The organism is Mycolicibacterium wolinskyi str. Jessa 2025, assembly GCF_049241375.1.
In the GTDB taxonomy this organism is placed as follows: domain Bacteria; phylum Actinomycetota; class Actinomycetes; order Mycobacteriales; family Mycobacteriaceae; genus Mycobacterium; species Mycobacterium wolinskyi.
This window is the reverse complement of record NZ_CP185960.1, coordinates 6,119,800-6,146,798: the sequence shown is the minus strand read 5'-3', so window position 1 is coordinate 6,146,798 and position 26,999 is coordinate 6,119,800. Positions and strand designations below refer to the sequence as shown.

General features: G+C 66.1%; 30 protein-coding genes, 1 tRNA gene and 1 pseudogene. 24 read left to right on the top strand and 8 right to left on the bottom strand.

The window, feature by feature from the left end; genetic code table 11:
• Positions 1 to 3: 3 nt before the first annotated feature.
• A complete protein-coding gene (locus ACOI2T_RS30445; protein ID WP_067859015.1) occupies positions 4 to 1,029 on the bottom strand; it encodes an NAD(P)H-dependent glycerol-3-phosphate dehydrogenase in 1,026 nt (341 codons plus the stop codon).
• A gap of 54 nt (positions 1,030 to 1,083) precedes the next feature.
• Entirely contained in the window at positions 1,084 to 2,304 is a 1,221-nt protein-coding gene (locus tag ACOI2T_RS30440; RefSeq protein WP_409502232.1) for an MFS transporter, read from the bottom strand.
• Between the two features lie 99 nt (positions 2,305 to 2,403).
• Between ACOI2T_RS30440 and ACOI2T_RS30435 the strand changes: the two genes are divergently transcribed.
• The 16 genes from ACOI2T_RS30435 (at position 2,404) to ACOI2T_RS30360 (ending at position 18,155) form a co-directional block, all read left to right on the top strand.
• Complete coding sequence (locus ACOI2T_RS30435) at positions 2,404 to 2,739, top strand: ArsR/SmtB family transcription factor (protein WP_067859009.1); 336 nt, start codon at positions 2,404 to 2,406, stop codon at positions 2,737 to 2,739.
• Positions 2,740 to 3,154: 415 nt separating this feature from the next.
• Positions 3,155 to 4,024 carry an MlaE family ABC transporter permease gene (locus ACOI2T_RS30430; RefSeq protein WP_409502231.1) on the top strand — a complete coding sequence of 290 codons (870 nt, stop codon included), beginning with the start codon at positions 3,155 to 3,157 and terminating at the stop codon, positions 4,022 to 4,024.
• A 1-nt stretch (position 4,025) separates the two neighbouring features.
• Positions 4,026 to 4,883, top strand: a complete 858-nt coding sequence (locus tag ACOI2T_RS30425; protein WP_409502230.1) for an ABC transporter permease — start codon at positions 4,026 to 4,028, stop codon at positions 4,881 to 4,883.
• Between the two features lie 9 nt (positions 4,884 to 4,892).
• Positions 4,893 to 6,488 (top strand): MlaD family protein, encoded by a 1,596-nt coding sequence (locus ACOI2T_RS30420; protein ID WP_409502229.1) that lies wholly within the window; start codon positions 4,893 to 4,895, stop codon positions 6,486 to 6,488.
• Positions 6,485 to 7,540 (top strand): MCE family protein, encoded by a 1,056-nt coding sequence (locus ACOI2T_RS30415; protein WP_409502228.1) that lies wholly within the window; start codon positions 6,485 to 6,487, stop codon positions 7,538 to 7,540. The genes ACOI2T_RS30420 and ACOI2T_RS30415 overlap by 4 nt, the downstream gene beginning before the upstream one ends.
• Positions 7,533 to 8,579 (top strand): MCE family protein, encoded by a 1,047-nt coding sequence (locus ACOI2T_RS30410; RefSeq protein ID WP_409502227.1) that lies wholly within the window; start codon positions 7,533 to 7,535, stop codon positions 8,577 to 8,579. Before ACOI2T_RS30415 ends, ACOI2T_RS30410 begins: the two co-directional genes overlap by 8 nt.
• Entirely contained in the window at positions 8,576 to 9,694 is a 1,119-nt protein-coding gene (locus tag ACOI2T_RS30405; protein ID WP_409502226.1) for an MCE family protein, read from the top strand. Before ACOI2T_RS30410 ends, ACOI2T_RS30405 begins: the two co-directional genes overlap by 4 nt.
• A gap of 14 nt (positions 9,695 to 9,708) precedes the next feature.
• A complete protein-coding gene (locus tag ACOI2T_RS30400) occupies positions 9,709 to 10,956 on the top strand; it encodes an MCE family protein (RefSeq protein ID WP_409502225.1) in 1,248 nt (415 codons plus the stop codon).
• Positions 10,953 to 12,203 (top strand): MlaD family protein, encoded by a 1,251-nt coding sequence (locus ACOI2T_RS30395; protein ID WP_409502224.1) that lies wholly within the window; start codon positions 10,953 to 10,955, stop codon positions 12,201 to 12,203. The genes ACOI2T_RS30400 and ACOI2T_RS30395 overlap by 4 nt, the downstream gene beginning before the upstream one ends.
• 8 nt (positions 12,204 to 12,211) lie before the next feature.
• Complete coding sequence (locus tag ACOI2T_RS30390) at positions 12,212 to 12,841, top strand: Rv1363c family protein (protein WP_409502223.1); 630 nt, start codon at positions 12,212 to 12,214, stop codon at positions 12,839 to 12,841.
• Positions 12,841 to 13,647: an RsiV family protein gene (locus ACOI2T_RS30385; protein ID WP_409502222.1), complete on the top strand. Its 807-nt coding sequence runs from the start codon at positions 12,841 to 12,843 to the stop codon at positions 13,645 to 13,647. Before ACOI2T_RS30390 ends, ACOI2T_RS30385 begins: the two co-directional genes overlap by 1 nt.
• A gap of 37 nt (positions 13,648 to 13,684) precedes the next feature.
• Positions 13,685 to 14,017 carry a type II toxin-antitoxin system Phd/YefM family antitoxin gene (locus ACOI2T_RS30380; protein ID WP_085146398.1) on the top strand — a complete coding sequence of 111 codons (333 nt, stop codon included), beginning with the start codon at positions 13,685 to 13,687 and terminating at the stop codon, positions 14,015 to 14,017.
• Positions 14,018 to 14,133: 116 nt separating this feature from the next.
• Positions 14,134 to 15,177, top strand: a complete 1,044-nt coding sequence (locus ACOI2T_RS30375; RefSeq protein ID WP_409502372.1) for an ABC transporter substrate-binding protein — start codon at positions 14,134 to 14,136, stop codon at positions 15,175 to 15,177.
• Complete coding sequence (locus tag ACOI2T_RS30370; RefSeq protein ID WP_409502221.1) at positions 15,174 to 15,977, top strand: ABC transporter ATP-binding protein; 804 nt, start codon at positions 15,174 to 15,176, stop codon at positions 15,975 to 15,977. Before ACOI2T_RS30375 ends, ACOI2T_RS30370 begins: the two co-directional genes overlap by 4 nt.
• Positions 15,970 to 16,809 carry an ABC transporter permease gene (locus tag ACOI2T_RS30365; RefSeq protein WP_409502220.1) on the top strand — a complete coding sequence of 280 codons (840 nt, stop codon included), beginning with the start codon at positions 15,970 to 15,972 and terminating at the stop codon, positions 16,807 to 16,809. The genes ACOI2T_RS30370 and ACOI2T_RS30365 overlap by 8 nt, the downstream gene beginning before the upstream one ends.
• An 8-nt stretch (positions 16,810 to 16,817) precedes the next feature.
• Complete coding sequence (locus ACOI2T_RS30360) at positions 16,818 to 18,155, top strand: LLM class flavin-dependent oxidoreductase (protein ID WP_409502219.1); 1,338 nt, start codon at positions 16,818 to 16,820, stop codon at positions 18,153 to 18,155.
• 102 nt (positions 18,156 to 18,257) lie between these two features.
• Here the strand turns inward: ACOI2T_RS30360 and ACOI2T_RS30355 are convergent, their stop codons facing one another.
• Positions 18,258 to 18,749 (bottom strand): YajQ family cyclic di-GMP-binding protein, encoded by a 492-nt coding sequence (locus ACOI2T_RS30355; protein ID WP_067858972.1) that lies wholly within the window; start codon positions 18,747 to 18,749, stop codon positions 18,258 to 18,260.
• Between the two features lie 109 nt (positions 18,750 to 18,858).
• Here ACOI2T_RS30355 and ACOI2T_RS30350 point away from each other — a divergent pair.
• Positions 18,859 to 18,941 (top strand) — tRNA-Tyr (locus ACOI2T_RS30350).
• A gap of 39 nt (positions 18,942 to 18,980) precedes the next feature.
• Here the strand turns inward: ACOI2T_RS30350 and ACOI2T_RS30345 are convergent.
• Together ACOI2T_RS30345 and ACOI2T_RS36425 are read right to left on the bottom strand one after the other, a co-directional pair.
• Positions 18,981 to 19,952, bottom strand: coding sequence for a tyrosine-type recombinase/integrase (locus ACOI2T_RS30345; protein WP_421874985.1), 972 nt, complete (start codon positions 19,950 to 19,952; stop codon positions 18,981 to 18,983).
• 65 nt (positions 19,953 to 20,017) lie between these two features.
• Positions 20,018 to 20,182: pseudogene (locus tag ACOI2T_RS36425) on the bottom strand (site-specific integrase); the annotation flags it as partial.
• A 341-nt stretch (positions 20,183 to 20,523) separates the two neighbouring features.
• Between ACOI2T_RS36425 and ACOI2T_RS30340 the strand changes: the two are divergent.
• The 7 genes from ACOI2T_RS30340 to ACOI2T_RS30310 all read left to right on the top strand — a co-directional run bounded on the left by ACOI2T_RS30340 (position 20,524) and on the right by ACOI2T_RS30310 (position 24,025).
• Positions 20,524 to 20,739, top strand: a complete 216-nt coding sequence (locus tag ACOI2T_RS30340) for a helix-turn-helix transcriptional regulator (RefSeq protein ID WP_409502216.1) — start codon at positions 20,524 to 20,526, stop codon at positions 20,737 to 20,739.
• 71 nt (positions 20,740 to 20,810) lie between these two features.
• On the top strand, positions 20,811 to 21,221 hold the full coding sequence (locus ACOI2T_RS30335) for a hypothetical protein (RefSeq protein WP_409502215.1): 411 nt from the start codon (positions 20,811 to 20,813) through the stop codon (positions 21,219 to 21,221).
• Positions 21,221 to 21,607 carry a helix-turn-helix domain-containing protein gene (locus ACOI2T_RS30330; RefSeq protein WP_409502214.1) on the top strand — a complete coding sequence of 129 codons (387 nt, stop codon included), beginning with the start codon at positions 21,221 to 21,223 and terminating at the stop codon, positions 21,605 to 21,607. Before ACOI2T_RS30335 ends, ACOI2T_RS30330 begins: the two co-directional genes overlap by 1 nt.
• A 5-nt stretch (positions 21,608 to 21,612) precedes the next feature.
• On the top strand, positions 21,613 to 22,194 hold the full coding sequence (locus ACOI2T_RS30325; RefSeq protein WP_409502213.1) for a hypothetical protein: 582 nt from the start codon (positions 21,613 to 21,615) through the stop codon (positions 22,192 to 22,194).
• 91 nt (positions 22,195 to 22,285) lie between these two features.
• Positions 22,286 to 22,570, top strand: coding sequence for a capsid cement protein (locus tag ACOI2T_RS30320; RefSeq protein WP_409502212.1), 285 nt, complete (start codon positions 22,286 to 22,288; stop codon positions 22,568 to 22,570).
• Between the two features lie 76 nt (positions 22,571 to 22,646).
• Positions 22,647 to 23,531, top strand: coding sequence for a major capsid protein (locus ACOI2T_RS30315; protein WP_409502211.1), 885 nt, complete (start codon positions 22,647 to 22,649; stop codon positions 23,529 to 23,531).
• A 23-nt stretch (positions 23,532 to 23,554) separates the two neighbouring features.
• Complete coding sequence (locus ACOI2T_RS30310) at positions 23,555 to 24,025, top strand: hypothetical protein (protein WP_409502210.1); 471 nt, start codon at positions 23,555 to 23,557, stop codon at positions 24,023 to 24,025.
• A 605-nt stretch (positions 24,026 to 24,630) separates the two neighbouring features.
• On the opposite strand, the gene ACOI2T_RS30305 is transcribed toward ACOI2T_RS30310, so the two are convergent.
• The 3 genes from ACOI2T_RS30305 to ACOI2T_RS30295 form a co-directional block, all read right to left on the bottom strand.
• A complete protein-coding gene (locus ACOI2T_RS30305; protein WP_409502209.1) occupies positions 24,631 to 25,521 on the bottom strand; it encodes a hypothetical protein in 891 nt (296 codons plus the stop codon).
• An 82-nt stretch (positions 25,522 to 25,603) separates the two neighbouring features.
• Positions 25,604 to 26,140: a hypothetical protein gene (locus tag ACOI2T_RS30300; RefSeq protein ID WP_409502208.1), complete on the bottom strand. Its 537-nt coding sequence runs from the start codon at positions 26,138 to 26,140 to the stop codon at positions 25,604 to 25,606.
• The gene (locus ACOI2T_RS30295; RefSeq protein ID WP_409502207.1) at positions 26,137 to 26,991 is read right to left on the bottom strand and encodes a TIGR02391 family protein; all 855 of its coding nucleotides are present in this window, start codon (positions 26,989 to 26,991) and stop codon (positions 26,137 to 26,139) included. The genes ACOI2T_RS30300 and ACOI2T_RS30295 overlap by 4 nt, the downstream gene beginning before the upstream one ends.
• Positions 26,992 to 26,999 lie beyond the last annotated feature (8 nt).

Below are 26,999 nucleotides of genomic sequence, written 5' to 3'. Positions count from 1 at the left end.
GGCTCAGAATCCCGAGCTGTGCACCTCGTGGCCGGTCTTCTCGGCCATGAGGCCGCGATAGGCCTCCTCGACGGTCGAGCCGTGGTTGATCACCGCGTCGACCTCGCGGGCGATCGGCATGTTGAGGCCGAACTTGTCGGCGAACTCCATGATCACGCTCGCGGCTTTGACGCCCTCGGCGACCTGGTTCATCGAGGCGATGATCTCGTCGATCTTCTTGCCCGCGCCGAGTTGCTCGCCGACGTGGCGGTTGCGGCTGCGCTGGCTGGTGCAGGTGACGATGAGATCGCCCATGCCGGCCAGGCCGGCGAACGTGTCGCGGTGCCCGCCTGCCGCCTCGCCCATCTTGGCCATCTCGCGGACCGCCCGCGCCATCACCATGGCGCGCGTGTTCTCGCCGATGCCGAGTGAGTAGCCCATGCCGACTGCGATGGCATAGACGTTCTTCAACGCCCCGGCCATCTCGACACCGGTCACGTCATCGGTGGTGTATGTGCGAAAACGCTTGGTGCGGAACAACTCCGCGAGCTTGGCCGCCAAGTGCTGGTCGGGCATGGCGAGCACGGCCGCGGCGGCATAGCCCTCGGCGACCTCGCGCGCGATGTTCGGCCCGGCCAGGATGCCCGCCGGGTGACCCGGCAGCACCTCGTCGACGATCTCGCTCATCCGCATGTTGGTGCCTTGTTCCAATCCCTTGACCAGCGACACCACCGGCACCCACGGGCGGAGCTCGCGCGCCAGCTCCATGAGCACACCGCGGAAGCCGTGCGACGGCACACCCATCACGATCACGTCGGCACAGTTGGCGGCCTCCGAGAAGTCGTTGGTGGCCTTGAGGTTTTCCGGCAGCGCCACCTCGTCGCCCAGATACCGGGAGTTGCGGTGATTGTCGTTGATGTCCTTTGCGGTCTCCGCCGAGCGCACCCACTGCAGCGTCGGGCCGCGCCGCGCGCAGATCGAGGCCACGGTGGTGCCCCAGGAGCCGCCACCGAGGACGACGACGTTCGGTTCGCGTTGCGCTGGTGCCATGGCGATCAGCGTATTGCCGGGATGCGGCCCTTGACCGCAAGTTGCTGAACTGTCTCAGCCGCGTTTGGCGGCGCGGATCGAGCGCGAGCCGATCGCCGCCGCGGTGAGGCAGGCCAGCGCGACCGCCGCGGCGAACCAGGGAAAGACCGTCGCGAGGTTCCACCGGGTGGCGGCCCAGCCCGCGAGCAGCGTGGGAACGGCCATCGCGGTGTAGGCCAGCACGTAGAACGCCGACATCGTCTCGCCGCGTTGGTCGGCGGGGACGACGTGCGAGAGGTGGCGCAACGACCCGCCGAACCCGAGCCCGAAGGTCGCGCCGAGCAGCGCCGCGGCCACGAACACCAGCGGCCAGGAGTGCGTCAATAGCACCGGGACCGTCAGCAGGAGCGTGATCGCCATACCGACGTCGCCCAGGATCGCGGCGCGGTGGGCCGGGATACGCGTTGCGGCGAGCTGGACCAGCGCCGCGGAGAACGCAGTCACCCCGACCACGCCTCCGCCGAACACCAGGTTGTCGATGTGAGTCTGGTGCGCGGCCAGCGAAGGATAGAGCGACAGCAGTACCCCGAGCACCGACCACGACGCCATCGCGCCGAGTGCGGCGAACCAGAAGTCGGACCGGATCTCTTGGGACACCGCGGGTTTGGAGATCCGGATCGGCCCCGACGACCGGGTGGTGTGCGTTTCCCGCAGCGCGATCACGCCGACGCCGACGATGACGCAGACGACAGCCACCACGGCGTACGGTGTGCGCAACGGATGCGGGGCGTACTGCGCCAGCATGGCCGAGCCGACGATCGCGACCGTCATCCCGATGTTGAACGCGACACCGCTGAGCTGGCCGGAGCGCACCCCGAGGTGCGGCCGCAGGTCGAGGAGCGCGGCCGCGGCGACCACCACGATCGAGCCGACGGCGGCACCGTGGATGGTCCTGGCGACCAGCAGCAGTGCCATGGTGTCGGCCACCAGGAACACTCCGAGTCCCACGATCATCGCGACGAGCGCGAAGAGCAGCACCGGCTTGCGGCCGATGACGTCGGAGATCCGGCCCGACACCAGCACGGCCGCCAGGGCCGCGATGGCATAGACGGCGAACACGATCGTGGTGGCCAGTGGCGTCAGGTGCCAGGCCGTCTCGTAGATGCCGTACAGCGGTGCGGGCACACCCGATACCCCGAGTGCGACGCCGCTGAGGACAAGCAGCAGCGGGTAGGCCCAGCGCTGCGTGCGCTGTTCTTTCAGACCGAGCGCGCCATCCACCGCGACGGGCGTCATCGTCACTCCTCTTGGGGTAGGTTTGATGATGATCGAACTTCACCGAGCGTACGCCGGGTTCGATCGTCATCAAACTTATTTACCGGTGATGGAGGGCACATGGGAGAGGCGTCAGTAGCCGGGGCGGTCCGCCGTCCTGTCGCGTCGATCCACCAGGTGCTGTGCGCGCTGCAGGATCCCGTGCGACTGGAGATGGTGCGCCGCCTCCACAACGCCGGCGGTCCGGTGAGGTGCGCGGCCCTCTACGACGGCATCAACAAATCGACGGCCACCCACCACTTCAACATCCTGCGCGACGCCGGACTCATCGAGCGCGAGCCCGCCGACGGGCACACGCACCAGCGGCTGCGGACCGAGGACGTCGATGCCGCGATCCCGGGTCTGCTGGATTCGATTGTCGGGCAAGCCAACCGGGAAGCCGGCCAGGCCGGCTGAGTCGGCCCCGGCATTTTTCTCGCATTTTCGCGCGTTTCCCCTACGCCAGTAAAGTTAACGTGCATACTGACCGCGAGGCATGGGGCAGGCGCACCGGGGCGTTCGGTGCGCCTTTCGTCGCTGGGTGCCCGGCTCGTGCTCAATCGTGTGCCCATTCGTTCGAATATGTTGACTGATCCCGGTTTCCGCGCGATCTCAGCCGCAGCGGCCGGGCCGCTGCGGCGATGCCACTGACGGCTGGCGTGGTGCCTTCTTGTCTGAATCGCCCGGGTTCGACGCATTAAGTGAATGAGAATTCGGCAAAACGTTGACGACGGTACAGCGACGGCTATACCGTGCCAACCACTGCGAGTTAAGGCTCCGCGGGCGTCGGGAGGGATTCAACTGTGCCTACTCAATCTCGTAAAGAGAGAGGATGACCGCGTCGTCTGAGCGCGTGTCTGACGAGGTCGGGCGGGATCGCGGGCTCGATGCCATCGAAGACTGGACCACCGGCTACGTCAGGCGCCATCCGATCGCGTCGCTCACCACGGTCGGCGACCAGTTCGTCCTCGGAGTGCGCACCCTGCAGTACTTGTTCACCGACCTGTTCACCGGCCGGTTCCAGTGGCAGGAGTTCATCCGGCAGGGCGCCTTCATGTCGGGCACGGCCGTGCTGCCGACGATCCTGGTGGCGCTGCCGATCGGGGTGACACTGTCGATCCAGTTCGCACTGTTGGCCGGGCAGGTCGGCGCCACATCGCTCGCCGGCGCCGCCAGCGGTCTTGCCGTCATCCGGCAAGCCGCGTCGCTCACGGCCGCGATCCTGATGGCCGCCGCGGTCGGATCGGCGATCACCGCCGACCTGGGTTCGCGCACGATGCGCGAGGAAACCGACGCGATGGAGGTCATGGGCGTCTCCGTGGTGCGGCGTCTCGTGGTGCCGCGGTTCGCCGCGGCCGTCATGGTCGGCGTCGCACTCACCGGCGTCGTGTGCTTCGTCGGGTTCCTGGCCAGTTACCTCTTCAACGTCTACTTCCAGAACGGTGCGCCAGGCAGCTTCGTCGCGACCTTCTCGTCGTTCGCGACCACCGAGGACATGATCGTCGCCTTGATCAAAGCGGTGATCTTCGGCGCGATCGTCGCCGTGGTGTCGTGCCAGAAGGGGCTGTCCACCGTCGGCGGGCCGACGGGTGTCGCGAACTCGGTCAACGCGGCCGTCGTCGAATCGATCCTGGTGCTGATGGTCGTCAACGTCGCGATCAGCCAGCTCTACATCATGCTGTTCCCGCGAGTGGGGCTGTGACATGACGGCATCGACGTTCGTGCCGCCACTGCTGGCGCCGCTGGTCCGGCTCTACCGGAGCACCTCGACGCCGGTCATCCGGCTCGGGCACATGCTGGTGTTCTTCGCCCAGGCCGTCGTGGCCGTCCCGATCGCGCTGCGCCATTACCGCAAAGAGTTCGTCCGGCTGCTGTCCGATATCACTTGGGGCAACGGTTCTCTCGTCGTCGGCGGCGGCACCGCGGGAGTGGCGATCGTGCTGGGCGTCACCGTCGGCGCGCTCGTCGGCATCGAGGGGTACAACTTCTTGGACCTGCTCGGGCTCGGGCCTGCCACCGGCATCATCTCCTCGTTGGTGAACACCCGCGAGCTGGCGCCGATCGCGGCGTCGCTGGCGTTCGCGACGCAGGCGGGCTGCCGGTTCACCGCGCAGCTGGGTTCGATGCGCATCGCCGAGGAGATCGATGCGTTGAACGCCTTGGCAATTCGGCCGATTCCGTATCTGGTGACGACGCGGTTGATGGCCTCGGTGGTCGCGATCGTGCCGCTCTACGTCGCGTGCCTGGCGGTGAGTTACCTGACGAGCCAGCTCGTGGTCTTCGCGATCAGCGGCGGTTCGACCGGTTCCTATCTGCACTACTTCACGATGATGTTGTCCGGTCAGGACATCCTCTACTCGTTGCTCAAGGCCATCGTCTTCGTGTGGATCGCGTCGACGATCCAGTGCTACTACGGCTTTTACGCGAGCGGCGGCCCGGTCGGGGTCGGCGTAGCGGCCGGCCATGCCATGAGGGCGAGCATCACCGTCGTGATCATGGTCAACATGCTGCTCACCATGGCGCTGTGGAGCGTCGATTCCGGGGCGAGGTTCGGGGGGTGAACAACCACATTGCCGAATTCCATTGAGCTGGACGGACGCGGGCCGTCAGACCGCCAACTGCTGGGCTGCGGGGTGGCGCTGCTGGCGGTTGCGTCGATCGTGACGGCGCTGCTGTTGGTCAAGTCGACCGGCCGGCTCGACCCCTACGTCAGAGTGGTGGCCAACCTCGTCAACGTCGGCGACGGGCTGCCCCAGCGATCGGACGTGAAGTACCACGGCGTGCTGGTCGGCATGGTTCAGGAGGTGACCCCGGCTGCGCACGGCAACCCCAACTACGTGCACATCGACCTGAATCCGCAATACGCCAAGTCCATTCCGGCCACCGTCACCGCGCGCGTCGTGCCCAGCAACGTGTTTGCGGTGTCGTCGGTGCAGTTGGTCGATAAGGGGCCCGGCCCCGCCATCCAGGCCGGTGCGCACATCCCGGAGGACACCGAGTTGCCGACGGTGTTGTTCCAGACCACCATCAGCAAGCTGCGTGACATCTTGGCCGCGACCGGACGCGGCCGCGAGGACACGACGGTCGGCATTCTGGCCGCCGTCAACGCGGCGACCGAGGATCGTCGTACCGAACTCCTCGCCAGCGGCGCCCAGTTGAACCGGCTCATCGACGAAACCAACGCGATCGTGGCGGCTGAACCGGACGGGACGACGGTCTCGGCGCTCATCGATGCCACCCGTGGATTGCAGGCCACCGCACCGGAACTGCTCGACTCGCTGCATCAAGCGGTCGAACCGATGCGTGTGCTGGTCGAGCAACGTTCGCAACTCGACACCTTGATCAGCGGCGGCATGCACACCATGAACACCACGCATACCGCGCTCAACAACCATACCGACCGGATGGTCAACATCACCTCCGAGTTGACCCCGGTGCTCGGCAACCTGGCGCAGACCTCACGGCACTGGGTGCCTGCCTTCGTCAAGCTGAATCAGCTGTCGGACAAGTTTTTCGACGAGGTGTGGATGCATGATCGCGACACCGGCAACATGCGAGTGAACCTGTCGTTCACGCCCAGCTACACCTATACCCGCGCCGACTGTCCGCAATACGGGGAGCTGAAGGGCCCGAGTTGCTACACCGCGCCGCTGGTGGGAACCCGACCGGCCCTGCCCGACGTGCTGCTACCGCAGAACTATCAGCCGCCGAAGGATCTGGCCCCACCGCCGGGCACGGTGCTGGGGGAGAACGGCAACCTCATCGCCGTCGGTCCGCCGCTGATCAACCCGAATCCGAGCCTGGCGGATCCCAATCCGCCACTGCCGCCGGGGATGACGCCGCAGCCACCGGTGCCCGGGACCGCGAACCCGGCACTGGTACCCACCCCGCCGCCCCCGGTGAACCAGTCCCCGATCGCGCCCGTCGCGCCCAATCCGTGGAACCCGCCCCCACCCGCACCCGCGCCGCCACCCGGTCCACCGCCCCTACTTCCGGCGGAGGCCGCACCCGCGTCGTTCGGCGGCAACGTCGGCCCGGTCGGCAGTGTGCAGGAACGTGCGCAACTCAGCGTCATCACCGGTCAGCCGGCCTCGACGGCCACCCAGCTGCTGCTCGGCCCGGTGGCGCGGGGCATGACCGTGTCCATTTCTGAGGAGCCCCGATGAGGTACCGCGGCGCACTGATCGGCCTGTCGCTGTTCATGGTGGTGGCGGTGGCATTGACCTGGCTGGTCTACGTCACGCTGCGCCGTGACGTGGCCGGTAAGACGGTGCCGTACGCCGCGATGTTCACCGACGTGTTCGGCTTGCGCGAAGGCGACGACGTCCGGATGGCGGGCGTTCGGGTCGGCCGGGTGGAAAGCATTGAGCTCCAAGGCGATCTGGCCAAGGTATCGTTCGTCGTGCAGAGCGACCAGCAGGTGCTGGGCACCACCGTCGCCTCGGTCACCTACCAGAACATCGTCGGGCAGCGCTACCTCGGACTGTCGTTGGGCAAGCTCGGCGACCCGGGACACCTGCCGCCGGGCAGTGTGATTCCCGTCGAGCGCACCGATCCGTCGTTCGACGTCGATACGCTCCTCAACGGCTACGAGCCGTTGTTCAGCGTGCTCGACCCGCAGAACGCCGACAACCTCACCAAAGGCGTCATCCAATCGCTGCAGGGCGACGAGGGCTCCATCACGGCGCTGGTCGATCAGACCAGCAAGCTCACCGAATCGTTCGCGGGGCAGGACGAGCAACTCGGCGAGGTGATCACCGATCTGAACGTCGTGACGGCCAACCTCGCCCGCCACAACGACGACCTGGACCACATCATCGGTGAAGCCCGAACGGTGGTGTCCACGTTCGACGCCCGGCGCCCGCAGTTGGTGGATTCGATGGGCTCGATCGCCAAGGTGGTGCGCCAACTGTCGACGATCTCCGACGAGGTGTACCCGTCGCTGAACGAGCTCGTCACGCGCGAGCCGGGGTTCGCCGCGCACATGGTGGGCCTCGAGCCGCAGCTGGCGTTCACCGGCGCCAACCTTCCGCTGCTGCTCAAGGGATTCGCGCGCATCACCAGTGAGGGCACCTACGCCAACGCCTACGCGTGTGACCTCAACATCCAGGGTTTCTTCCCGGGGCTCAACGACGTCGTGCCGATCATCGTCGACGCCGCAACCCCCGGCAACAAGGCGCAGTACACCCCCAAGTGCAGGAACATGGCCAATGGCTGATCAAACACCCAAGCCGCGGCGCAGGCGCCCGCCCCTGGAGAACCGCAACCGGACGTTGTTGGGAGTCATTGCGGTAGCGGTCGTTTCGGTGCTCGTGGCGACACTGCTGTTGATCAAGGTCGCCAACATCGGCTATCGCGAGTACACCGCGCAGTTCCTTCAGGCGGCGGCCCTGCGGCCGGGCAACCCCATCACCGTCGCCGGAATCCCGGTCGGCGAGGTGATGAGCATGAAGCTCGCGGGCGATCATGTCGAAGCCGCTCTCAAGGTCCGCAATGACGTTGCGCTCGGCGAGGACTCGCGGGCCTCCATCAAGATCACCACGATCTTGGGATCACGCTACCTGGCGCTGTACCCCGGAGGGCCGGGGTCGTTGCCGGACAACACCTTCGGCCTCACCCATACCGAGGTGCCCTACGACCTGCAGGAAGCCCTGGCCGACGTCACCAGAACATACGAACAGGTCGACACCGACAAGTTCGCCCAGTCGCTGGCCATCCTGGGGGAACAGATGAAGACTCTGCCGCCAGTGGTACCGCAGGCGCTGGAGAACACCCACACGCTGTCGACGATCATCGCGCAGCGCCGCGACCAGTTGGGTGAGCTGCTCAAAACCACGGAACTCATCAGCAACACGCTCCGCCGCCAGCAGGCGACGATCGGAAACCTGGTGAACCAAGGCAATTCGCTGCTCGGCGAGTTCGTCGCACGACGTGCCACGTTCCACGCGATGATGGACGCGCTCACCAATCTCGTCCAGACGTTGAGCAACATCGTCATCGACGACCGCCCCGAGCTGGAGGAACTGCTGCGCAATCTGCGTGAGCTGTCCGGCATGCTCGGCCAACACGACGATCTGCTGCGCAGCATCCTGCAATCCGCCCCGATCGCATTGCGCGGCCTTGCCAATGCGACCGGCACCGGCAACGCCGTCGACTTCAACGCCACCAACGGCCTGCTGATCGACTCCTGGATGTGCGCGATCAGCGGTCGGGCCAAGCAGTTCAACATGCTCCAGTACTTCAAGGACTGCAAATGAGAATCGGAAAGTCCCGGCTCGTGGTCCTGGGTATCGCCACGCTCACCGCGGCGGCAGTGGCCGTCACGGCGGCAGTGATCTACACCAAGGATCAGCTCGACACCATCTCGGTGACCGCCCAGTTCGACAGCGCGGCAGGCCTTTACGAAGGCAACACCGTGGCGGTGCTCGGGATGCCCGTGGGCAAGGTCACCAAGATCACCCCGAAGGGCGGCTACGTCGAAGTCGACTTCACCGTCGACCGGGACGTCAAGATCCCGGCCGACGCGCAGGCGGTCACCATCTCGAATTCGATCCTGACCGACCGGCAGATCGAACTGACCCCGCCCTATCGCGGCGGCGACGTCTTGGCCGATCACGCCACCATCGGATTGCACCGTACCCAGACCCCGGTCGAATTCGCCCGGGTGCTCGACGTTCTCGACAAGCTCTCGGTTTCGCTGCGGGGCGACGGCAAGGGCAACGGCCCGGTGGCAGACGTCGTCAACGCCAGCGCCGCGATCGCCGACGGGAACGGCCAGCGGATGAAGGACGCCCTCGGCGAGCTGTCGAATGCGTTGCGGCTGAGCGCCGACAAGGGCACCGTGACGAGAGACCAGCTCACCACGATCATCCGCAATCTCAGTTCGTTGTCGGAGGCAACCGCCCGTAACGACGCGACGATGCGCGAATTCGGTTCGTCGGTGCGTGCGCTCAGCCAGATCCTGGCCGATGAGGATTTGGGCACCGGGACCACCGGTAAGAAGATCAACGAGGTGCTGACGCATACGGCCGAAGTTCTCAACACCCACCGGGATGCGATCAAGGACATCGTCGCCAACGGCGACACCGTTCTGACGACCGCGGTCGATCACGAGCGTGATCTCGCCGAGTTCCTCGATGTCGCGCCGATGACGCTGGACAACCTGTACAACGTCGTCGACCAGAAGAACGGCGCGCTGCGGGTCAAGGTGCTCACCGATCGGGTGTTGTTCGACAACCAGTTCATCAAAGAGATCTGCAACGTCATGGGGCTGCGGCAGTTGGGTTGCAGCACCGGCACATTGCAGGACTTCGGGCCGGATTTCGGAATCTCCAACATGCTCGACGGGCTTGCGGCGATGGGGCAGCGGTGATGGGTAGAGATCGGATGCGACGGGCGCCCGTGGTGCTCGCACTGACTGCATGCCTCGCGGTCTCGGGGTGTGCGACGGAAGGTTTGGCGAGCCTGCCACTGCCCGCACCGGGTGTCGGGTCGGGCGGCTATCGGGTGACGGCGGTGTTCTCCAATGCGCTCAACCTGCCCGCCAACGCGAAAGTGAAACTGGCCGGCGCGGACGTCGGCCAGATGGAGTCGATGGTGGCGCGCAATTACACCGCGGTGACCACCCTGCGGATCATGGACGGGGTTCGGTTGCCGCAGGGCAGCACCGCCGAACTGCGTTCTGCCACACCGTTGGGCGACGTCTTCGTCGCCATCAAGCCACCGAGCCCGGCCGACGCCGATGCGCCGTTGCTGAAGGACGGCGACACCATCCCGCTGGAATCGACCGCGGCGGCGGCCACCGTCGAATCGGTGCTGAGCTCGGCGGCAGTTCTGGTGAACGGCGGTGCGGTGCGCAACTTCACCAACATCATCAACGGTTTGGGCAAGGCGACCGGCGACCAGGGCCAGGCCTTCGGCAACCTCATCCGCAAGACCAACCACACTCTCGGCACGCTCAACGGCAGATCCGAACAGATTTCGACGGCGATCACCGAGACCTCCTTGCTCGTCGAACAGCTCGAGGCCAAGAACCAGACGATCAGTGAGGTGATGGCGCAAGCCCGCCCGGCCACCGACACGCTGGCCGCCCACACCACGCAGATCGCCGATCTGGTGGAGCAGGTCGGCGACGTCTCCGACCAGCTGCGGAAGTTCCCGTCGATCGCCGGTACCGACACCAGCGGCCGCAGCGTGATCGCCGATGCGAACACGGTCGCGGGGGCGTGGAACGACGTCGTGCTGACCCCCGACGCCACCCTGTATGCGCTCAACCGGCTGATGCCGCCGTTCGTCAAGGGCACGACCAGCAACGCGATCGCGGTGAATGCGAGCATCGATCGATTGATTCTCGGAAGCATCCCGGACATCGGTTTCGCCGGAGACCCGGGCCTGCACGGCCCCAAGTGGCACAACTGGCATCAGCTGGTTGGCGCATTCAGGTACACGCTGTTGCGCCTGCAGGAAAAGGTCGTCGGCAGGGGGCCCGCCGTTCCGCAGGTGCCGGTCATACCCAGCCCGACCGAGCCGGGCCAACTCGAGGTCGCACCGCATGCGGGGGGACCGGTTCCGGCGGCGCCGCCACCGGAACCGGCCCCGGTGCCCGGTCCGCTTCCTGCCGAGGCGCCGCGATGATCGGCACCGCGGCGGACCGACTCGTCGGCCTCGTCCGGTACGGCTACCGGCGCCGGGCGTGGCTGTCGGCGGCCGGCCTCGTCATGGTCCTGGTGGTGGCGACCGGCTATCTGCTGCTCGGTGCGCTTCGGGTGAACCCGTTCGCGTCGCAGTACAAGGTGACCGTCCAACTGCCCGAGTCGGCCGGCCTGCTGCCCAATCAGGACGTGACGTTGCGCGGTGTGCCGATCGGGCGCGTGCAACAACTCGACATCACCCCGTCCGGCGTCAACGCTCTGGTCAACGTCAAATCGACCGTGAAGATCCCGGAGTCAAGCGCCGTCCGGGTTTCCGGCCTGTCGCCGGCCGGCGAGCAGTACATCGACTTCGTGCCCGAGTCGGATCGGGGGCCGTTCCTCGCCGACGGCAGTGTGATCGCACTCGGTAAGGCCACGGTGCCGGTCAGTCTCGCGGAGCTGCTGGCCAACGCCGACGGGGCGCTCGCCCAAACCGACACGGCCAAGCTCGAACTCATCAGACGGGAGCTGAGTCTCAGCGACGCCGGACCCCAGAAGCTGGCGGACATCATCGACGGCGGCACGTTCCTGCTGTCCACGCTCGACTCGGTGTTGCCGGAGACCAGCAGCCTGCTGCGCAGCAGCCGTTCGGTGTTCACGCTCATCGCCGACAAGAACGCCGGAATCGACGTTGCGTCAGACAATCTCACCGAGTCGTTCGTGGGTATCAACAAAATGCGCGACGGTTACCGCAGGCTCACCGACCAGGCGCCGGGAACACTGACCTCGGTCGACAACCTGTTCATCGACAACTCCGACACCATGGTGCAGCTGCTCGGCAACCTGACCACGACGTCGCGGCTGCTCTATCTGCGGGTGCCTGCGCTCAACGCGTTGTTCCCGAGCTACCGCACGTCGCTGCTCGACGCGCTCGGCACGACGATGCACGACCACGGGCTGTGGGCGACCGGCGACATCTACCCGCGGTACTCCTGCGACTACGGAACACCGCGCCTCCCACCGTCTTCGGCCGACTACCCCGAACCGTTCATGTACACGTACTGCCGCGACGACCACCCCGGAATCCTGATCCGCGGGGCCAAGAACGCGCCGCGGCCGGCCGGCGACGACACCGCCGGACCGCCGCCGGGCGCCGACCTCGGCAGGCAGACTGACCCGACCCCGAAGGGCCGGTACACGATTCCCACCCCATACGGCGGCCCGACACTGCCGATCGAGCCGCCCCGCTGAACGAGGAGATGACGTTGTCTGTGACGACTGACAATGACACCGACAAGGACACCGAACTCGACGACAAAGAGGTCGACGAGACGTCCGAAGAGGTCGATTCGACTGACGAGAAAGCCGACCCCGCAGAAGAATCCGACGACAAGCGGGTGACCGAGCGCCGGTCACCACGCAGGGTTCTGATCGGAGCGGTTGCCGCCGTGCTGATCGCCGCGTTGGCCGGTGCGGGGTACCTCGGCTGGCAGCTGTGGCAACAACAACAGGTCGAGCGTGCCGGGCAGGCCGCGCAGCAGGCCGCCGTCGCGTATGCGGCGGTACTCACCAGCATCGACACGGCGAAGGTCGACGAGAACTTCACACAGGTGCTCGACGGTGCGACGGGTGAGTTCAAGGACATGTACTCGAAGTCCGCCACGGAACTGCGCCAGTTGCTGATCGACAACAAGGCCTCCGCGCACGGCGTGGTGCTGGAATCGGCCGTGCAGTCAGCGACCAAGGACAAGGTCGTGGTGCTGCTGTTCGTCGACCAGTCGGTGTCGAACACGCATGTGCCCGACCCGCGCATCGACCGCAGCCGGATCAAGATGACGATGGAGAACGTCGACGGCCGCTGGCGGGCAAGCAAAGTCGAGTTGCCTTGATGGACTCAGCCATGCGTCGCACGATGGTGGGGGCGGTGGCGGTAGCGGTGGCACTCGCCACCGCGCCGTCCGCGGCCGCGTCGGCTCCGACGTTCTGTGATGAGCTGGGCGGCAACTGGGATGGCCACTTCTGCACCACGTCGGTGGTGTCGGAGCGAAAAGCGGTCCGAAACATCAAGATGGCGCTGCCCGGCGATCTGGTGGACAACCCCGTCATCCGGGAGTATCTGACCAACCTGATGAACAACTGGCGCAACGCCGCGAAGAAGATGGTCCAGGACAGCTTCGGCGAGCAGCACTTCCAGGTGTTCCATCGCGGTGACGCGATGAGCGTCGTCTTCCATGAGATCTACTCGGGTACTTTCGGTACCGACGCCCTCGCGCACCCGAACGCACCCATCCTCAGTGATGCCTACCGCACCTTCACCTTCGCAGGTGGGCGACAGTTGCAGTTGGCCGATCTGTTCAAGCCGGATGTCGATCACCGGGCCGAAATCCCGGGCCTTGGTGCGCCGTTCATCGTCGCCGCGCTCGATGCCGCACCGCCGCCGCACCAGCCAGGCACGTATCCGTTCACCCCGGACCGCTGGACACCGGACAAGGTGTTTTCCGGCGGCTACAAGGCCTGGGCGCTGACGCCCGACGAACTCATCCTCTACATGCCGGACTATCCGGTCGGGCGTGACAGCCCGATCGATTTCACGCCTGGACTCATGCAGTGGTCGATGGACGGCGGCACCGTACAAGCGCACATTCCGCTCAGCGCGCTGAGCCCCGTCCTGCGCCCCGAGTTCGGCGGCGTCTGAGTATGCCCTCCGATCTGGTCGCGTAACGAGTATCGACATGGTGCGCACCATCGGGATCGGCCAACTACGCGGCGATACCCGCAACTACGTCGAACGGGTCGCGGCCGGCGAGACATTCGAGGTGCTGCGCCGCGGGCGACGCATCGCTCGACTGCAGGCCGCACACGGCTGCCACGACATGCTCATCGCCGTGCCGCTCAACGAATTGCGTACGCGCGCCGCCCGCGTGTTCGACCGGGTCGCGGCAGGGGAGACGATCGCCGTCGAATACCACGGCCGGACCGTCGCCGCGTTACGGCCGTGCACCGGCGATGTCCGCGCGAAGCCATCCCGGATACCGGCCGCCGCGCGACAGACGCCGGTGGCCTAGCGAGCCGCATCGCATTCGACTCGGCCCGATGTTAAAGGGTTACGGGACATCGCTTCGCTGCCAACATGAGGCGGGTCATCAAGCGATTCCACAGGGGGTGGGCCGTCGTGCGCCCAATGAGATCGATCGTCGCGGTGCTCGGTGCGCTGGTACTGGTGCTGACCGCGTGCTCCGGAGGTGAGGCGCCGAGCGTAGACGGCAAGACCGTGGTGCGGTACCAAGGCTGGGCCGGTGAAGTCGAGTTTCCCGAACTCGCCGAAGAACTCGGCTACTACCAGAAGATCAAGCTGAACTGGGTCGGCAACACCACGAGCGGGCCGCAGGACATCCAGTCGGTCGCGACCGGCGACATCGACGTGGGCTCCGCATTCAACGGCGCGGTGGTCAAGCTCAACGCCGCAGGCGCGCCGATCACCTCGGTGCTCAGCTCCTACGGTGCCGACGACGCCGAATACACCGGGTACTACGTGCTGGAGGACAGCCCCATTCGGACCGCGCGCGATCTGATCGGCAAGAAGGTCGGGATGAACACACTGGGTGCCCATCACGAGTTCCTCACGCGCGAATGGCTGGCGAAAGAGGGGCTTACCAACGAGGAGATCAAGACGGTAACCCTCACCGTGGTCCCACCGGTCAACACCGAGCAGGCCCTGCGGGAAAAGCAGATCGACGTCGCGGCGCTCAACACCATCTGGCGTGAGACGGCCACCGAGCGTGGCGGTATCCGGCCGTTGTTCACCGACAAGTCGCTGTTCGGTGCCTTCAGCTACGGCACGTACGTCATGCGCGACGACTTCATCGCAAAGAACCGCGACGCCGCAGCGGATTTCGTCCAGGGCACCGCACGCGCGATCCGCTGGACACAAGTGACGCCGCGCGATGAGGTCGTGGCCAAGTTCCGCGAGATCATCGACAAGCGCAACCGCAACGAGGACACCAAGACCATCGAATATTGGCGCAGCCCGGGTATCCCGGTGCCCGGCGCGGTGATCGCCGAACGCGAACTACAAACGTGGATCGATTGGCTCGTGCGCAACGGCGAACTCGAATCGGGAAAACTCAAGGCGACAGATCTCTACACCAACGAGTTCAATCCCTACGCCAACGGCACATACCCCGAGGGCAGTGGTCCCGATGGCCGGGCATTGGCGAAGAAATGAGCACCACGCCCAAGTTGCGCCTGCGCAACGTCACCAAGCAGTTCGAGATCCGCGGTGAGAAGACGAGTTTCACCGCGCTGCAGGACATCAGCATCGACCTGGCCGACGGCGAATTTCTGGTGCTGGTCGGTCCGAGCGGCTGCGGCAAGTCGACGCTGCTCGACCTGCTCGGCGGGTTGAGCACGCCGACATCAGGCGAGATTCTGCTCGACGGTACACCGGTCACCGGCCCGGGGCTCGATCGCGGCATCGTCTTCCAGCAGTACGCCTTGCTGCCGTGGCGGACCGCGCGCAAGAACATCGAATTCGGCCTGGAGGCAAAGGGCTTACCGGGTTCAGAACGGCGAGAACGCGCCGAGCACTACCTCGAGTTGGTCGGCCTGCAGGCGTTCGCAGACCGCTATCCGCATGAATTGTCGGGCGGGATGAAGCAGCGCGTCGCGATCGCGCGCAGTCTGGCGTTCGATCCAGAGGTGCTGCTGATGGACGAGCCCTTCGCCGCGCTCGACGCCCAGACCAGAGAGTCGCTGCAGGACGAGCTTCTGCAGATATGGCAAGCGACGGGCAAGACCATCCTGTTCATCACGCACGGCATCGACGAGGCGCTGTACCTCGGGCAGCGGGTCGCGGTGCTGACGTCGCGTCCCGGGCGAATCAAGAAGATCGTCGATGTCGCCATCGACCGCACCGGCGAGGACATCCGCTCCAGCGCGGGCTTCCGCGAACAACGTCACCACATCTGGACGCTGCTGCACGACGAGGTCGAACGGGCACGATCACAGGAGGTTTCGCATGTCTAGTGCGCTCGCGGTCGCCGACATCGACACCCCCGTAGCCACGGTTCCGGAACCCGCCGCGCCCCGGCGTGTCAATGCATTGACGTGGCGGGTGCTGCGCTCCACGAGCGTCATCGCCGCGTTCCTGGCGGTGTGGGAGCTGGCACCTCGAATCGGATTGGTGGACAAGGTCTTCCTCCCGCCGTTCAGTGACGTGGTGACCGCCTGGCTCACGATCGCGGGCAACGGGCAGCTGTGGGAACACGTTTCGGCAAGCCTGTCGCGTGCCCTGGCCGGGCTCGCCGTGGCCATCGTCGCAAGTATCCCGCTGGGCATCGCGATCGCGTGGTATCGGCCGGTCGCCGAGTTTCTGAACCCGCTGCTCGAACTGTTCCGCAACACCGCGGCGCTGGCGTTGCTGCCGGTGTTCATCCTCATCCTCGGGATCGGCGAAACCTCCAAGGTCGCGCTCGTCATCTATGCGTCGTCGTTCCCGATTCTGCTCAACACGATCTCGGGGGTGCGCACGGTTGACCCGCTGCTGATCAAATCGGCGCGTTCGCTGGGGCTTTCCCCGATCCGGCTGTTCCAGAAGGTGATCCTGCCCGCCGCGGTGCCGACCATATTCACGGGTCTGCGGATGGCGGCCGCATCGTCGATCCTCGTGCTCATCGCCGCCGAGATGGTCGGCGCCAAAGCGGGGCTCGGTTATCTGATCACCGCATCGCAGCTGAACTTCCAGATCCCGAACATGTACGCCGGCATCGTCACGATCGCACTTGTGGGTGTTGTCTTCAACGGCATCCTCGTCGCGATCGAAGGGCGGTTGTCCGGCTGGCGGGCCACGGCCCAGTAAAGGACGACATGTCGCGACAACTGCATCTCAACGCGTTCCTCATGGGTGTCGGCCACCACGAAGCGGCGTGGCGACATCCGCGCACCGATGCGCGAAAGCTGACCGATGTCAAACACTTTCAGCGGTTGGCGCAGCTTGCCGAACGCGGCAGGCTCGACTCGGTGTTCTTCGCCGACGGGCTCGCGGTCGGGGCCAGGATCAAGCACAACACGCAGGCGATCTTCGAACCCATCACACTGCTGACCGCGATGGCGGTGGTCACCGAGCGCGTCGGTTTGATCGCGACTGCCAGCACCGGCTACCTCAACCCGTACACGCTGGCGCGTAGCTTCGCCTCACTCGACCACATCAGCAACGGTCGCGCCGGGTGGAACATCGTGACCTCGGCCGGCGCGGACGAGGCCGCGAATTTCGGGCTCGACGGCATCCCGGACCACGCCGGCCGATACCGGCGTGCTACCGAATTCGTCGACGTCGCAACGGCATTGTGGGACAGCTGGGAGGACGACGCGCTCGTCCTGGACGCCACCACAGGCATATTCGCCGACCCTGACAAGGTGCATCCGATCGACCACTCGGGTGAGCAATTCAAGGTCGCGGGCCCGCTGAACTCGCCGCGCTCGGTGCAGGGCATGCCGCTGCTGGTGCAGGCCGGCTCCTCGGAAGCAGGCAAGGACTTCGCGGCCCGCTATGCCGAGGCGATCTTCACCGCGCAGCGGTCGGTCGAGGAGGGGGTGGCGTTCTATCGCGACGTCAAGGCGCGCGCGGCGAAGTTCGGCCGCAGCCCCGACGAGGTGAAGATCCTGCCCGGAATCGTGCCGTATCTCGCGCCGACCGAGGAGGCGGCCCGCGAGTTGGAGCAGCAGTTCACCGATCTCATCTCGCCCGAGTACTCACTGCGCCAGCTGTCGCAGATGCTCGGCGTCGATCTCACTTCACACGCCCTCGACGCGCCACTGCCATCATTGCCGCCCATCGAACAGATCCAGGGCAACAAGAGCCGCTACCAATTGGTCAAGGACTTGGCCGGCCGGGAGTCGTTGACGGTCCGGGAACTGATCGCCAAGCTCGGTGGCGGCCGCGGCCACCGCACGTTCGCCGGAACTCCCGAGCAGGTTGCCGACAATCTCGAGGAATGGTTCGAGGCCGGTGCAGCCGACGGATTCAACGTCATGCCGCCATACCTGCCCGGCGGCCTGGAGGACTTCGTCGACCACGTGGTGCCGATCCTGCAGAAGCGTGGCCTGTTCCGCACCGAGTACACCGCGACCACGTTGCGCGGCCACTACGGCCTGGCGCACCGGCCGAGCAGATATACGCCGACAGCGGCCGAAACGAGCGCCTGACCCGCTGAGCAGTCGACTAGCACCGCATCGAGTCTGCGGTGAGGGCGCAAAACATCGAGAACACCCCGCCCTCAGCGCAGACTCAACGCTGCCGCGCGGGTTCTATCGATAGTTGACGAACTGCAGCGCCACGTCGAGGTCGGATCCCTTCAGCAGCGCAATCACGGCCTGCAGGTCATCGCGCTTCTTCGAGCTCACCCGGATCTCGTCGCCCTGAATCTGGGCTTTGACGCCCTTGGGGCCCTCGTCGCGGATGATCTTGGTGATCTTCTTGGCCTGCTCGCTGCTGATGCCCTGCTTGATGGTCCCGGTGACCTTGTACGTCTTGCCGCTGGGCTGCGGGTCTTCCGCGTCGAACGCCTTCATCGAGATGTCACGACGCACCAATTTCTCCTTGAACACGTCGACCGCGGCCTTGACGCGCTCCTCGGTGCTGGAGGTGAGTTCGATCACCTCTTCGCCCTTCCACGCGATCGTGGTGTCGGTACCACGGAAGTCGAACCGAGTGGACAGCTCCTTGGCGGCCTGGTTGAGCGCGTTGTCGACCTCCTGGCGGTCGACCTTGCTGACGACATCGAAGCTGGAATCCGCCATTGGATGCCTCTCCTCTCCTCGCTGTGGTGCTGCCGGTTTGTAACTTAGGTACATCCTCGTTGTACCCTGCTATTCGCACCAAACCGGGAACGGGGCGGAGCACCAACCCGGCAGGTTGCCCGAGTGGCCAATGGGAGCGGACTGTAAATCCGTCGGCTTACGCCTACGCAGGTTCGAATCCTGCACCTGCCACACAGGTCAGCCCCACTTTCGAGTGGGGCTGACTGCTTTCTAGGACCCGACCGCCCGCAGACCGCCCGCAGTAGCTTCCGCGGCCGTGTCGAACGCGGTCGCCACAGCGTCGAGGTCGTCCGGGAACAGATGCCCGTACCGGTCGAGAGTCAGCACCGCGGTCTTGTGCCCGAGCAGCCGCTGCACCACCTTCACGTTCGCGCCCGCACTGATCGCCAACGACGCGCACGTGTGCCGCAGATCGTGCAACCGCACGCCCGCGCACCCGTCGACTACCGCCGCCGCCTTTTGGAACGTGTACCGCGCCTGCCCGAGGGTCAGGTACCCGCCACTGCGCGCCGACGTGAACACCAACGCCTGGCCGTCCCGGCCGTCGATCTCTGTCGCGAGCAGCCGGGCGACGAACTCGGGCACCGGCACCGTCCGGCTGCTGTGATTCTTCGTCGGGCCCTCCACCAACCCGGTCTTGCGGACGTAGGTCACCGATCGGCGCACCCGAATACGCCGGGCTGCCACGTCGACGTCGGCAACCTGGAGCGCGGCCGCCTCGCCGAACCGCAGGCCGCAGTAGCCGAGCAGAAACACGAGGGTGCGCAGGTGGCCGGATGCCACCGCGACGCGGTGGAGTTGGTCGTGGGTGAGGTACCGCTGCTCGGTCTCGGGTAGACGGGGCAGGTCCATGCCGTCGGCCGGGTTGACCGATAGGTGTTTGGCGCGGACGGAGAACTTCAGCACCGCGCCGACGAGCTGGTGGGTCTGCCGCACCCGCGACGCCGACAACCCGCTGCCCTCGAACCGCACTGACCCGTCAGCGGACAGGCCTGTGATCCACACCTGAAGATCGTCGTACCGGACGCCCCGCAGCGGCACATACGCCAACGCGGCAAGACGATGGTGTCCAGGATCGACCGGTACCCGGCGACGGTCTTCGGCGATCGGGTGGCTTTCGTGGCGATCCACCGCTCGGCCATCGCGCCGAACGTCACCGCCGACTTCGCCGGGTCCGTCCACGTGCCGGTTACCTGGTCGCTGACCTGGTTGTTGAGCCACGTCTGCGCGTCGGCTTTCCGGCCGAACAGCTTCTCGCGTTCGCGCCCGTCGTCGCCGACGTAGCGCGCACGCCACCGTGATCCCTTGCCGTGGTTGGCCGATGGCTCCGTCTTAGCGGTGCCGTCGGGTTGGCGGACGGTGCGAGTCCAGCGGTCCTCGACGCCTGCACGGCGATTGCGTGGTGCGGTCATGTGTTGGTCTCTCTGTCGGATGCGCGAGGTGCGTGCGGACATCATTTCACGTCGCCAACGCGCCTAACATGCTCTGCGCCAAGCTATTTGATAGCCGTCGGCGGTAGCAGGTCATCGCCTACTGCACCCTCGACATACTTCCGTGCGTACGTCGACTCCGTGATTTCAGACATCGGTCCTGGTCGCGGATGCGAGGTAGTGGCAAAGATGCCGGAATGTGGTTGCAATACAACAGGTATCGCAATTGCCGACGCTTCCGAAATAGCTATGTGGTGTGCCAGATTGGCACACACCACCGGCGATAACCACGCCAACACAACCGTCCGAAAGGCAGGTGCGAAATGCCACCCGTCAGCACCCTGTCCATGACCACCCGCGAGGTCGCCCAACTCACTGGCTTGTCCGAGTCGACGCTCCGGTGGTGGCGGATGCAGGGAGGCAAGCAAGGGCCGCCGTCGCTGGTTCTCGGCCAGAAGTCGGTCCGATACCGCCGCACCTCCGTCATGGCGTGGATTGCAGCGCAGGAGGAAGCGACGCGGGTAGGGAGCATCGAATAAGCCTGCACCACAATCGAAATGGACCAAGGTGACAGGGTGGTGTGGCAGTGGGGCACAGAAACCCTATCCACGTGATCGGTGAGCCGATGCGAAAAGGGGTGACGTGGATATCCGATGAGCTTATTCGCGCGGGCGCGCACGACCGGGCGCTCGGGTCCGATGGATTCCTGGTGATGGCCTTTCTGCTGTCATGGGCGACACCGGCCGGGGCCGCGGGACGCGTATGGGAGACGTCGGCGTCGCACATATCCGATGAGTTCGGCTGGGGGCGCAACCGGGAGCGGGCGCGGGCTGCAATCGAGAGAGCCAAGAAGGACGGCCGCCTGATCGTCCGCGAATACATGCGCGACGGCGCGACCGTGCGCAGTCGGCGGTCATATGTAGTTGCGGCGGGGGGCCGCCGATTCACCGACGAGGAGAAGCTCGTATGGGAGCGGTCGATCGTCCTTCCGTCTCGGATCGAGACGCCCTGGCGCAGCTGATGGCCGAACGTCGCGACGCCGGGGGCAATCCCACCCCGTCGCAGCCGTCGGCCCGGCTCGTGGCGTTCACCGCGAAGCTGCGCCGTACTGTCGATTCGGCTCATGCACTGGCGGCTGACGATACGACCGCTGATCACGAGCAATGCGTTGAACCGCCAGCTCGAAGCGCCAGTGTCCGTGCGGCACAGCGGCAATCCGGTCACTCTGGCGCGCATGACATCGGCACCGCAGACGCGGCCCGGCGGCTCGGTATTACGGCCAACGGTGTGCGCGACCTCATGCGGCGTGGCCGGTTGGTTGGCCGCCGGGCCGGTGGCCGGTGGCTGGTCGACGCCGCATCGGTCGACGCGCACGCGGCGCGTACGGCGGCACGCCGGGCTGGGTGAGCGTCGTGCCTGACCTCCGCACGATCCGCGGCGTCGAGCTGATGAAGGTCGGCACATGGAACACCGTGTCGCACCCCGACGGATGGACCGTCACCGCGGACGGTCTGCGGTCGATCGTCGCAGCCCACAAGGCGCGGGTTCTGCCGCCGCCGCGGCTCAAGCTCGGGCATACCGACCCCCGCTTCGACGGCGGCCCGGCGTTGGGGCGGGTCGACAACCTTCGGCTCGCCGACGGCGGCAACACCCTCGTCGGCGACTATGTGGCAGCCATTGCCCCGTTACTGCCATCCGGCTATCCGCAGCGTTCGGTGGAGTGCTGGTTCGACATCGAAGGCCAGGACGGCCGCGTGTGGCCGCTGGTCCTCACCGCTGTCGCGCTGTTGGGCGACACCATGCCCGGTGTCTCCACCCTCGCGGACCTTCCCGCCCTGTACGACGTCGCCGCATCCGGCCGCCGCGTCGTACTGGTTGCATCCGCACCGCTCGTTGGTAGGCCGGCCAACCACCGCGCCCGTGCTGTCGCCGTGGCACGCGCCCGCCGAACACGTTCCGCACGTTTCGTTTCCCACGAAAGGACACCCTCGTGAGCACCGTCATTCAGCAGCCCTGGGTCTACAGCCCGGGCGAGGCCATCACCGCGAAGCCACCGCGCCCGTCGCGGCCCGGCGCGTGGTGCGCGTGTCGGGGAACCGCACCGCCAACGGCAACCTAGCCGTCGGCCCCGCCGGTGCCGGTGCGATCGGCCTCGGCGTCGCGGCCAACGACGCCGCCACCGGGCAGCTCGTCCGCGTCGCCCGCGGCGGCGTGGTGCGCGTGATCGCCGAGGCCGCGATCACCGCCGGTGCCGCCGTGCAAGTCGGGGCCGCTGCCGGGGTGGTCACAGCCACGACCGGGACCGTCGTCGGGCACGCCGTCACAGGAGCCGCCGCGGGCGGCATCGCCGAAATCGCCTGGCCCGCCTGACTCCCCGGGAGCGATCCGATGGCCACGTTTCCCGTTCACCCTGCCGACCACCTTCGGTCCACCGGAAGGAACACCCATGCCTAGCGCACTCGTCCCGGAGCTCAACGGCCGCGTCTTGTCGGTCGATGCCGCGCTCCGACAGCCGTCCATCATCCAGGCCCAGATCGCCCGCCTCGCCGACGAGGTGCTACTGCTGCCGAAATTCCTGCGCCAGCTCGGCACACCCGTGACCGGCGGCAGCATCCTGTTCCACGCCGTGCAGGCGTCGGACTTCTACTCGTCCGACGTGGAGATGCGCACCCCCGGCGCTGAGTACCGGGTCGTTGAGGGCGTCGACCCGACCCCGCAGCTCGCCGTCGTCGAGGACTGGGGCGGCAAGTTTTTCATCGGCGACGAACAGATCACCCGCAACCTGGCGAATTACCTCGACCAGCAGACCACCCAGCTCGCCAATACCATTGCGCGCAAACTGGATACGCGCCTCATGACGGAGGTTGCGGCGGCCGGAATTGCCACCCTCACACCCGCGACCGGCTGGGGTGACCTGACGTTCGTCGGGCCGCTCACCGACCTCACCCCGTCGGCGGCTCGACCCACCGCGCACTTCGCCGAGGTGCAGGAAATGGCCGACCTCGAGGAACTCGGCGTGACACACGACCTGCTGATCGTGCACCCCGAGGCCCGGCAGCTGCGCACGGCGTACGCCGAAGACCTCGACGCCATGCTCGAATCTGCCGGGTTCACCAACGGCATGTTCGCCAATCCGCGCGTACCGATTGGCGTCGCGTACACCGTGCAGCAGGACATGGTCGGCACCGTCGGCTGGGAATCCGCCGGGCTGGTTACCGAGGTCATCGACGACCGCCACAAGCGCGGCAAGTGGGTGCAGGCCTACGCCGTACCCGCGATGGCGATCGACCGGCCGTACGCCGCCAAGAAGATCAACGGACTCAGCGCGTAGCGCGCGGAAGGGATTGCTCAACAATGGAATTCACGCCGGAACAGATCACCGCACTACTCGATGCGCTCGGGCTGCCCGCCGACACCACCGACGCGCAACTCGTCGTCGACACCGCCGTAGACCTCGCCGCCCAGGTCGAGACACTCGACCCGGCCCAGCCGTCCACCGTCGCAGCTGCGGCGCGGCGTAACGGCATGGAGGTGCTCGCAACCGCCGACGCCGAAGCGCTGCGCCGCGACGCCGCCGAAGGCCGACGCGTCGCCGCCGCCGCCGCCGCGAAGGCGAAGGTGGAGGCGTCCGTCGACGACGCGATCAGCAAGGGCAAAATCACGCACGGCCGCCGCAAGCACTGGGTGTCGGTCATCGAAGCCGACCCCGGCATGGCCGACGTACTCGCCAGCTACCCCGACGAGATGGCCGTGCCATTGTCGGAGGTCGGTCACGCCGCCGACAACAGCGCCGACCTCGACAAGCCCGCGGCCTGGTTCTACTAACCGATAGACGCTCCGGGGACCACGCGCGGAAGGCGGACCGCGCGCCCCAGGGATCGCCGGACCGTCACGGTTGCCATCCGGGTCACGGTCCGGCACGCGGTGCGCCCGGTTATGTCTCCTTCGTCCGGGCCGGGCGCACCGCACCAACACCCAAGGAGAAGCTTCGTGGTGTCACAGCGCAGCAGTGGCGGCCGTCCACCCACCCTCGACCTAACGGACCCTGGCCCGCCGTCGAACGGTCCCCACTGAACCGCCGGAATTCCCCCGCGGTCTGTCCCGGTGCCAGTGCGGCACACCGTCGTTCCAACCCGAAGAACACGCCAACAGTTGCCCACTCGGCCCGTCCCGGCTGGTGTCGACGAACCCGAATGCGCACGCCGACCAACAGCCCGAGTGGCAGCGCGGCTTCTAGCGGCACCCGGCAGGCCACCCCGATATTGTCGGCCACGCCCCCCCCGACGACTAACCACGCGGTAGTCGCAATTTTTTTCTGCGCGGCGTGATTGAACGGCCGCAACCGCGATCGACGGGGTGTCGGGGCCCTCGAAGCAGGAGACTTATTGTGGCGCAGGGATTTTCGTGAAGTGCGGGGGTCGCGGACCGACTCACAGATCGTTGTAGGGTGCGCCGTGCTGCTCCAGAACGCTCCGGAATCCGTCGTCCATCTCTGCGAGCCCGGCTGCGATTGGGGATAGCGGGTGGGTGCTGTAATACCACACGATGCTTTCCCATTTGATCGGGGTGAGCTCGGGCAGTTGCGCCAGGTTGGGAATCCTTTTGGCCGTTGGTGATACCTCGGCAACCATGATTCCCTCCGACCGGTTGTGGTACTTGAAGGCCTTGAATAGTTCCTTACCGGTTTCCTCGCCCACAAGCCGGATCGCAACGACGGCGACGTGACCGAGCGACCAGGATACTTGCGTTAGGCCAAGTCCCCGTCCACCGGCCGGTGTGATTGGCCCGACGCCAGCGAACGTGTGGCTGTGGCTTGGGTAAAGCGTGCGCCCAACGAAAATATGCCAGTCGGCGATGTCGTCGCCGCTATAGAGCGAGGTGAAATCCTCCGGCTGGGGCACCCTGGGGTGTTCGTGCCGTGACCGCAACACAGCGACCTTGATGGCCCAGCGCCGTAGGTCGACGGGGTCGCATTCGCCGTTGTAAGGGTCGAGTATCCACGGTTCCACGGCGGAATCCAGGTCGTTCATCCAGCCGTTGTTGCAGTAGTCGCACACGGGTTTCACTACAACTTCGAACAGCGGTTCCGGCCGTGATGACTTGGGTGTGAAATCCCGCCCGTAACGCGTAAATTCCCGATCGCCCATCGGTTGATTGTTAGGTAGTGGGCTGACCACGATCTTGTCTTTCCAGGATGACCGAAAGATGTGTTCGCGGGTCATAATGACTGCTTGTGATGCCGGGTCGTTGGGGTCGACGAGGTCCCCCTTGGCCCGGTCGCAGAACATGCATCGGCGCTGTACAGCAGCCTGCTCGGTCATGGCGTCCGACGATAGCCACGTATGCGCGCCGGTCGATGCCGCGACATGCAATTTGGCCTCACGGGCGACGCCTTTGAATCCACTATCTATCGAGGTCGGTGAGCATCGGCGTGTAGATCGGAGCGGATTCGTAGGTGCGGCCACCGCTGGTGATCGTGGCAACCAGACGTTGTGATCGACCGTCGACCGCCTGAGTGACCACGGCAGCCGCGCGCACGGTCGCCGCCGACGTGAAGAACGTCTCCTCGCCGCCGGGCGGGATCGTGCACGGTATTGCGGGGGAGCCGGGCGCTAGGGCCGGAAACTGGCGCGGCCCGGCGGGCAGCACACGAAAATCCCACCCCGTCACGCGCAGATCGGCTCGACCCCGGTTGACCACTCTGACACCGACGATCCGGTCGTCGGGGTCGGCGTCGAACTGCGCCTCGAGCGCGAGCAACGTTGGCCGCGCGTCCACGGTGGCGTCGACCGGGAACGCGCCGCCGCCGTAGTGCGCGCCAATGACCGGCACGAGTCGCGGTCGTGCGCCGGACAGGAGGTATTGCGCGACGTTCCAACCGAGCGACAGCGCGGCGAGCACGGTGCCGACGATGCCGAGAACAAGCGCGGCGACGGTCACTGCGTGCCCGCTGGCGGGTCGGCTTCGAGCAGATCGCATTGGTCGACCCACCGGGCAAGCAGGCTGAGCGTCGACAGGCGCTCGGCGGCCTCCTGCGGTGTCATCTCACCTAACCCGTGGGTGGCGGGGTTGCGGATGGTCATTTGCGCACCGGGCGCGAATTGGCGCAACCCGGCATTCATTGAAACCACGGTTTGGTGAGTCGGGTCACCTGGCCAACGGAGACGTGGCTTGCCCGGTTCGGGTTTCTGGTCGGAGAACACCTGTTGCCATAACGCGGTGTCGGGGATGTCGTAACGGCCGGTCCGCGACTTCACCATCGAGAGCACGCCCTCTGCGCCCGCCGCCACTGCTTGCCGATAGTGCTCGTCGCGCCACAATCGGGCCGCTTGACCCCACACCGCCGGATGCATTTCAGAGACGTCGACGGTCGGCGGTAACTCGGCAAGTGCCCTGTCGGCCATCTCCTCAAGCGAACCGATCATCTGATTGCACGCGTCGAGGATGTTCGACGGTTCGAGCATTGGCTTCGGTTGTGTGACGGTCTGCCACGCTGCGATCGGATCAACAACTTGGGTTTCGCTGCCGGGGCGAGCGACACCAATCACGCAACCGGTGATGTGAGGTGCCCGCCGGGCTCGCCCGGCGGCTTCGGACACGCGTGCCCGGAGCGCCTCAATCTTGGTGGGATCGGTGCCGTCTAGGGGCGAGATTGCAGGCACCATGCCCATGCCGGGGCCACGGTAGGTCGGCGTGTGCAGCTCGAGGAATGAACTGAACGCGTCGCGGAACTCTTCGACGTGCTTCGCGAGTTCGCGGAGGTAGGTCGGGTTGCGTTCGGGGTCGGCCATGACTGCTG

Excerpts from the sequence above, each read along its gene's own strand:
- ACOI2T_RS30445 (WP_067859015.1), bottom strand. The coding sequence starts at position 1,029 with ATGGCACCAGCGCAACGCGAACCGAACGTCGTCGTCCTCGGTGGCGGC.
- ACOI2T_RS30440 (WP_409502232.1), bottom strand. The coding sequence starts at position 2,304 with ATGACGCCCGTCGCGGTGGATGGCGCGCTCGGTCTGAAAGAACAGCGC.
- ACOI2T_RS30435 (WP_067859009.1), top strand. The coding sequence starts at position 2,404 with ATGGGAGAGGCGTCAGTAGCCGGGGCGGTCCGCCGTCCTGTCGCGTCG.
- ACOI2T_RS30430 (WP_409502231.1), top strand. The coding sequence starts at position 3,155 with ATGACCGCGTCGTCTGAGCGCGTGTCTGACGAGGTCGGGCGGGATCGC.
- ACOI2T_RS30425 (WP_409502230.1), top strand. The coding sequence starts at position 4,026 with ATGACGGCATCGACGTTCGTGCCGCCACTGCTGGCGCCGCTGGTCCGG.
- ACOI2T_RS30415 (WP_409502228.1), top strand. The coding sequence starts at position 6,485 with ATGAGGTACCGCGGCGCACTGATCGGCCTGTCGCTGTTCATGGTGGTG.
- ACOI2T_RS30410 (WP_409502227.1), top strand. The coding sequence starts at position 7,533 with ATGGCTGATCAAACACCCAAGCCGCGGCGCAGGCGCCCGCCCCTGGAG.
- ACOI2T_RS30405 (WP_409502226.1), top strand. The coding sequence starts at position 8,576 with ATGAGAATCGGAAAGTCCCGGCTCGTGGTCCTGGGTATCGCCACGCTC.
- ACOI2T_RS30400 (WP_409502225.1), top strand. The coding sequence starts at position 9,709 with ATGCGACGGGCGCCCGTGGTGCTCGCACTGACTGCATGCCTCGCGGTC.
- ACOI2T_RS30395 (WP_409502224.1), top strand. The coding sequence starts at position 10,953 with ATGATCGGCACCGCGGCGGACCGACTCGTCGGCCTCGTCCGGTACGGC.
- ACOI2T_RS30390 (WP_409502223.1), top strand. The coding sequence starts at position 12,212 with ATGACGTTGTCTGTGACGACTGACAATGACACCGACAAGGACACCGAA.
- ACOI2T_RS30385 (WP_409502222.1), top strand. The coding sequence starts at position 12,841 with ATGGACTCAGCCATGCGTCGCACGATGGTGGGGGCGGTGGCGGTAGCG.
- ACOI2T_RS30380 (WP_085146398.1), top strand. The coding sequence starts at position 13,685 with ATGGTGCGCACCATCGGGATCGGCCAACTACGCGGCGATACCCGCAAC.
- ACOI2T_RS30375 (WP_409502372.1), top strand. The coding sequence starts at position 14,134 with ATGAGATCGATCGTCGCGGTGCTCGGTGCGCTGGTACTGGTGCTGACC.
- ACOI2T_RS30370 (WP_409502221.1), top strand. The coding sequence starts at position 15,174 with ATGAGCACCACGCCCAAGTTGCGCCTGCGCAACGTCACCAAGCAGTTC.
- ACOI2T_RS30365 (WP_409502220.1), top strand. The coding sequence starts at position 15,970 with ATGTCTAGTGCGCTCGCGGTCGCCGACATCGACACCCCCGTAGCCACG.
- ACOI2T_RS30360 (WP_409502219.1), top strand. The coding sequence starts at position 16,818 with ATGTCGCGACAACTGCATCTCAACGCGTTCCTCATGGGTGTCGGCCAC.
- ACOI2T_RS30355 (WP_067858972.1), bottom strand. The coding sequence starts at position 18,749 with ATGGCGGATTCCAGCTTCGATGTCGTCAGCAAGGTCGACCGCCAGGAG.
- ACOI2T_RS30340 (WP_409502216.1), top strand. The coding sequence starts at position 20,524 with ATGCCACCCGTCAGCACCCTGTCCATGACCACCCGCGAGGTCGCCCAA.
- ACOI2T_RS30330 (WP_409502214.1), top strand. The coding sequence starts at position 21,221 with ATGGCCGAACGTCGCGACGCCGGGGGCAATCCCACCCCGTCGCAGCCG.
- ACOI2T_RS30315 (WP_409502211.1), top strand. The coding sequence starts at position 22,647 with ATGCCTAGCGCACTCGTCCCGGAGCTCAACGGCCGCGTCTTGTCGGTC.
- ACOI2T_RS30310 (WP_409502210.1), top strand. The coding sequence starts at position 23,555 with ATGGAATTCACGCCGGAACAGATCACCGCACTACTCGATGCGCTCGGG.
- ACOI2T_RS30305 (WP_409502209.1), bottom strand. The coding sequence starts at position 25,521 with ATGACCGAGCAGGCTGCTGTACAGCGCCGATGCATGTTCTGCGACCGG.
- ACOI2T_RS30295 (WP_409502207.1), bottom strand. The coding sequence starts at position 26,991 with ATGGCCGACCCCGAACGCAACCCGACCTACCTCCGCGAACTCGCGAAG.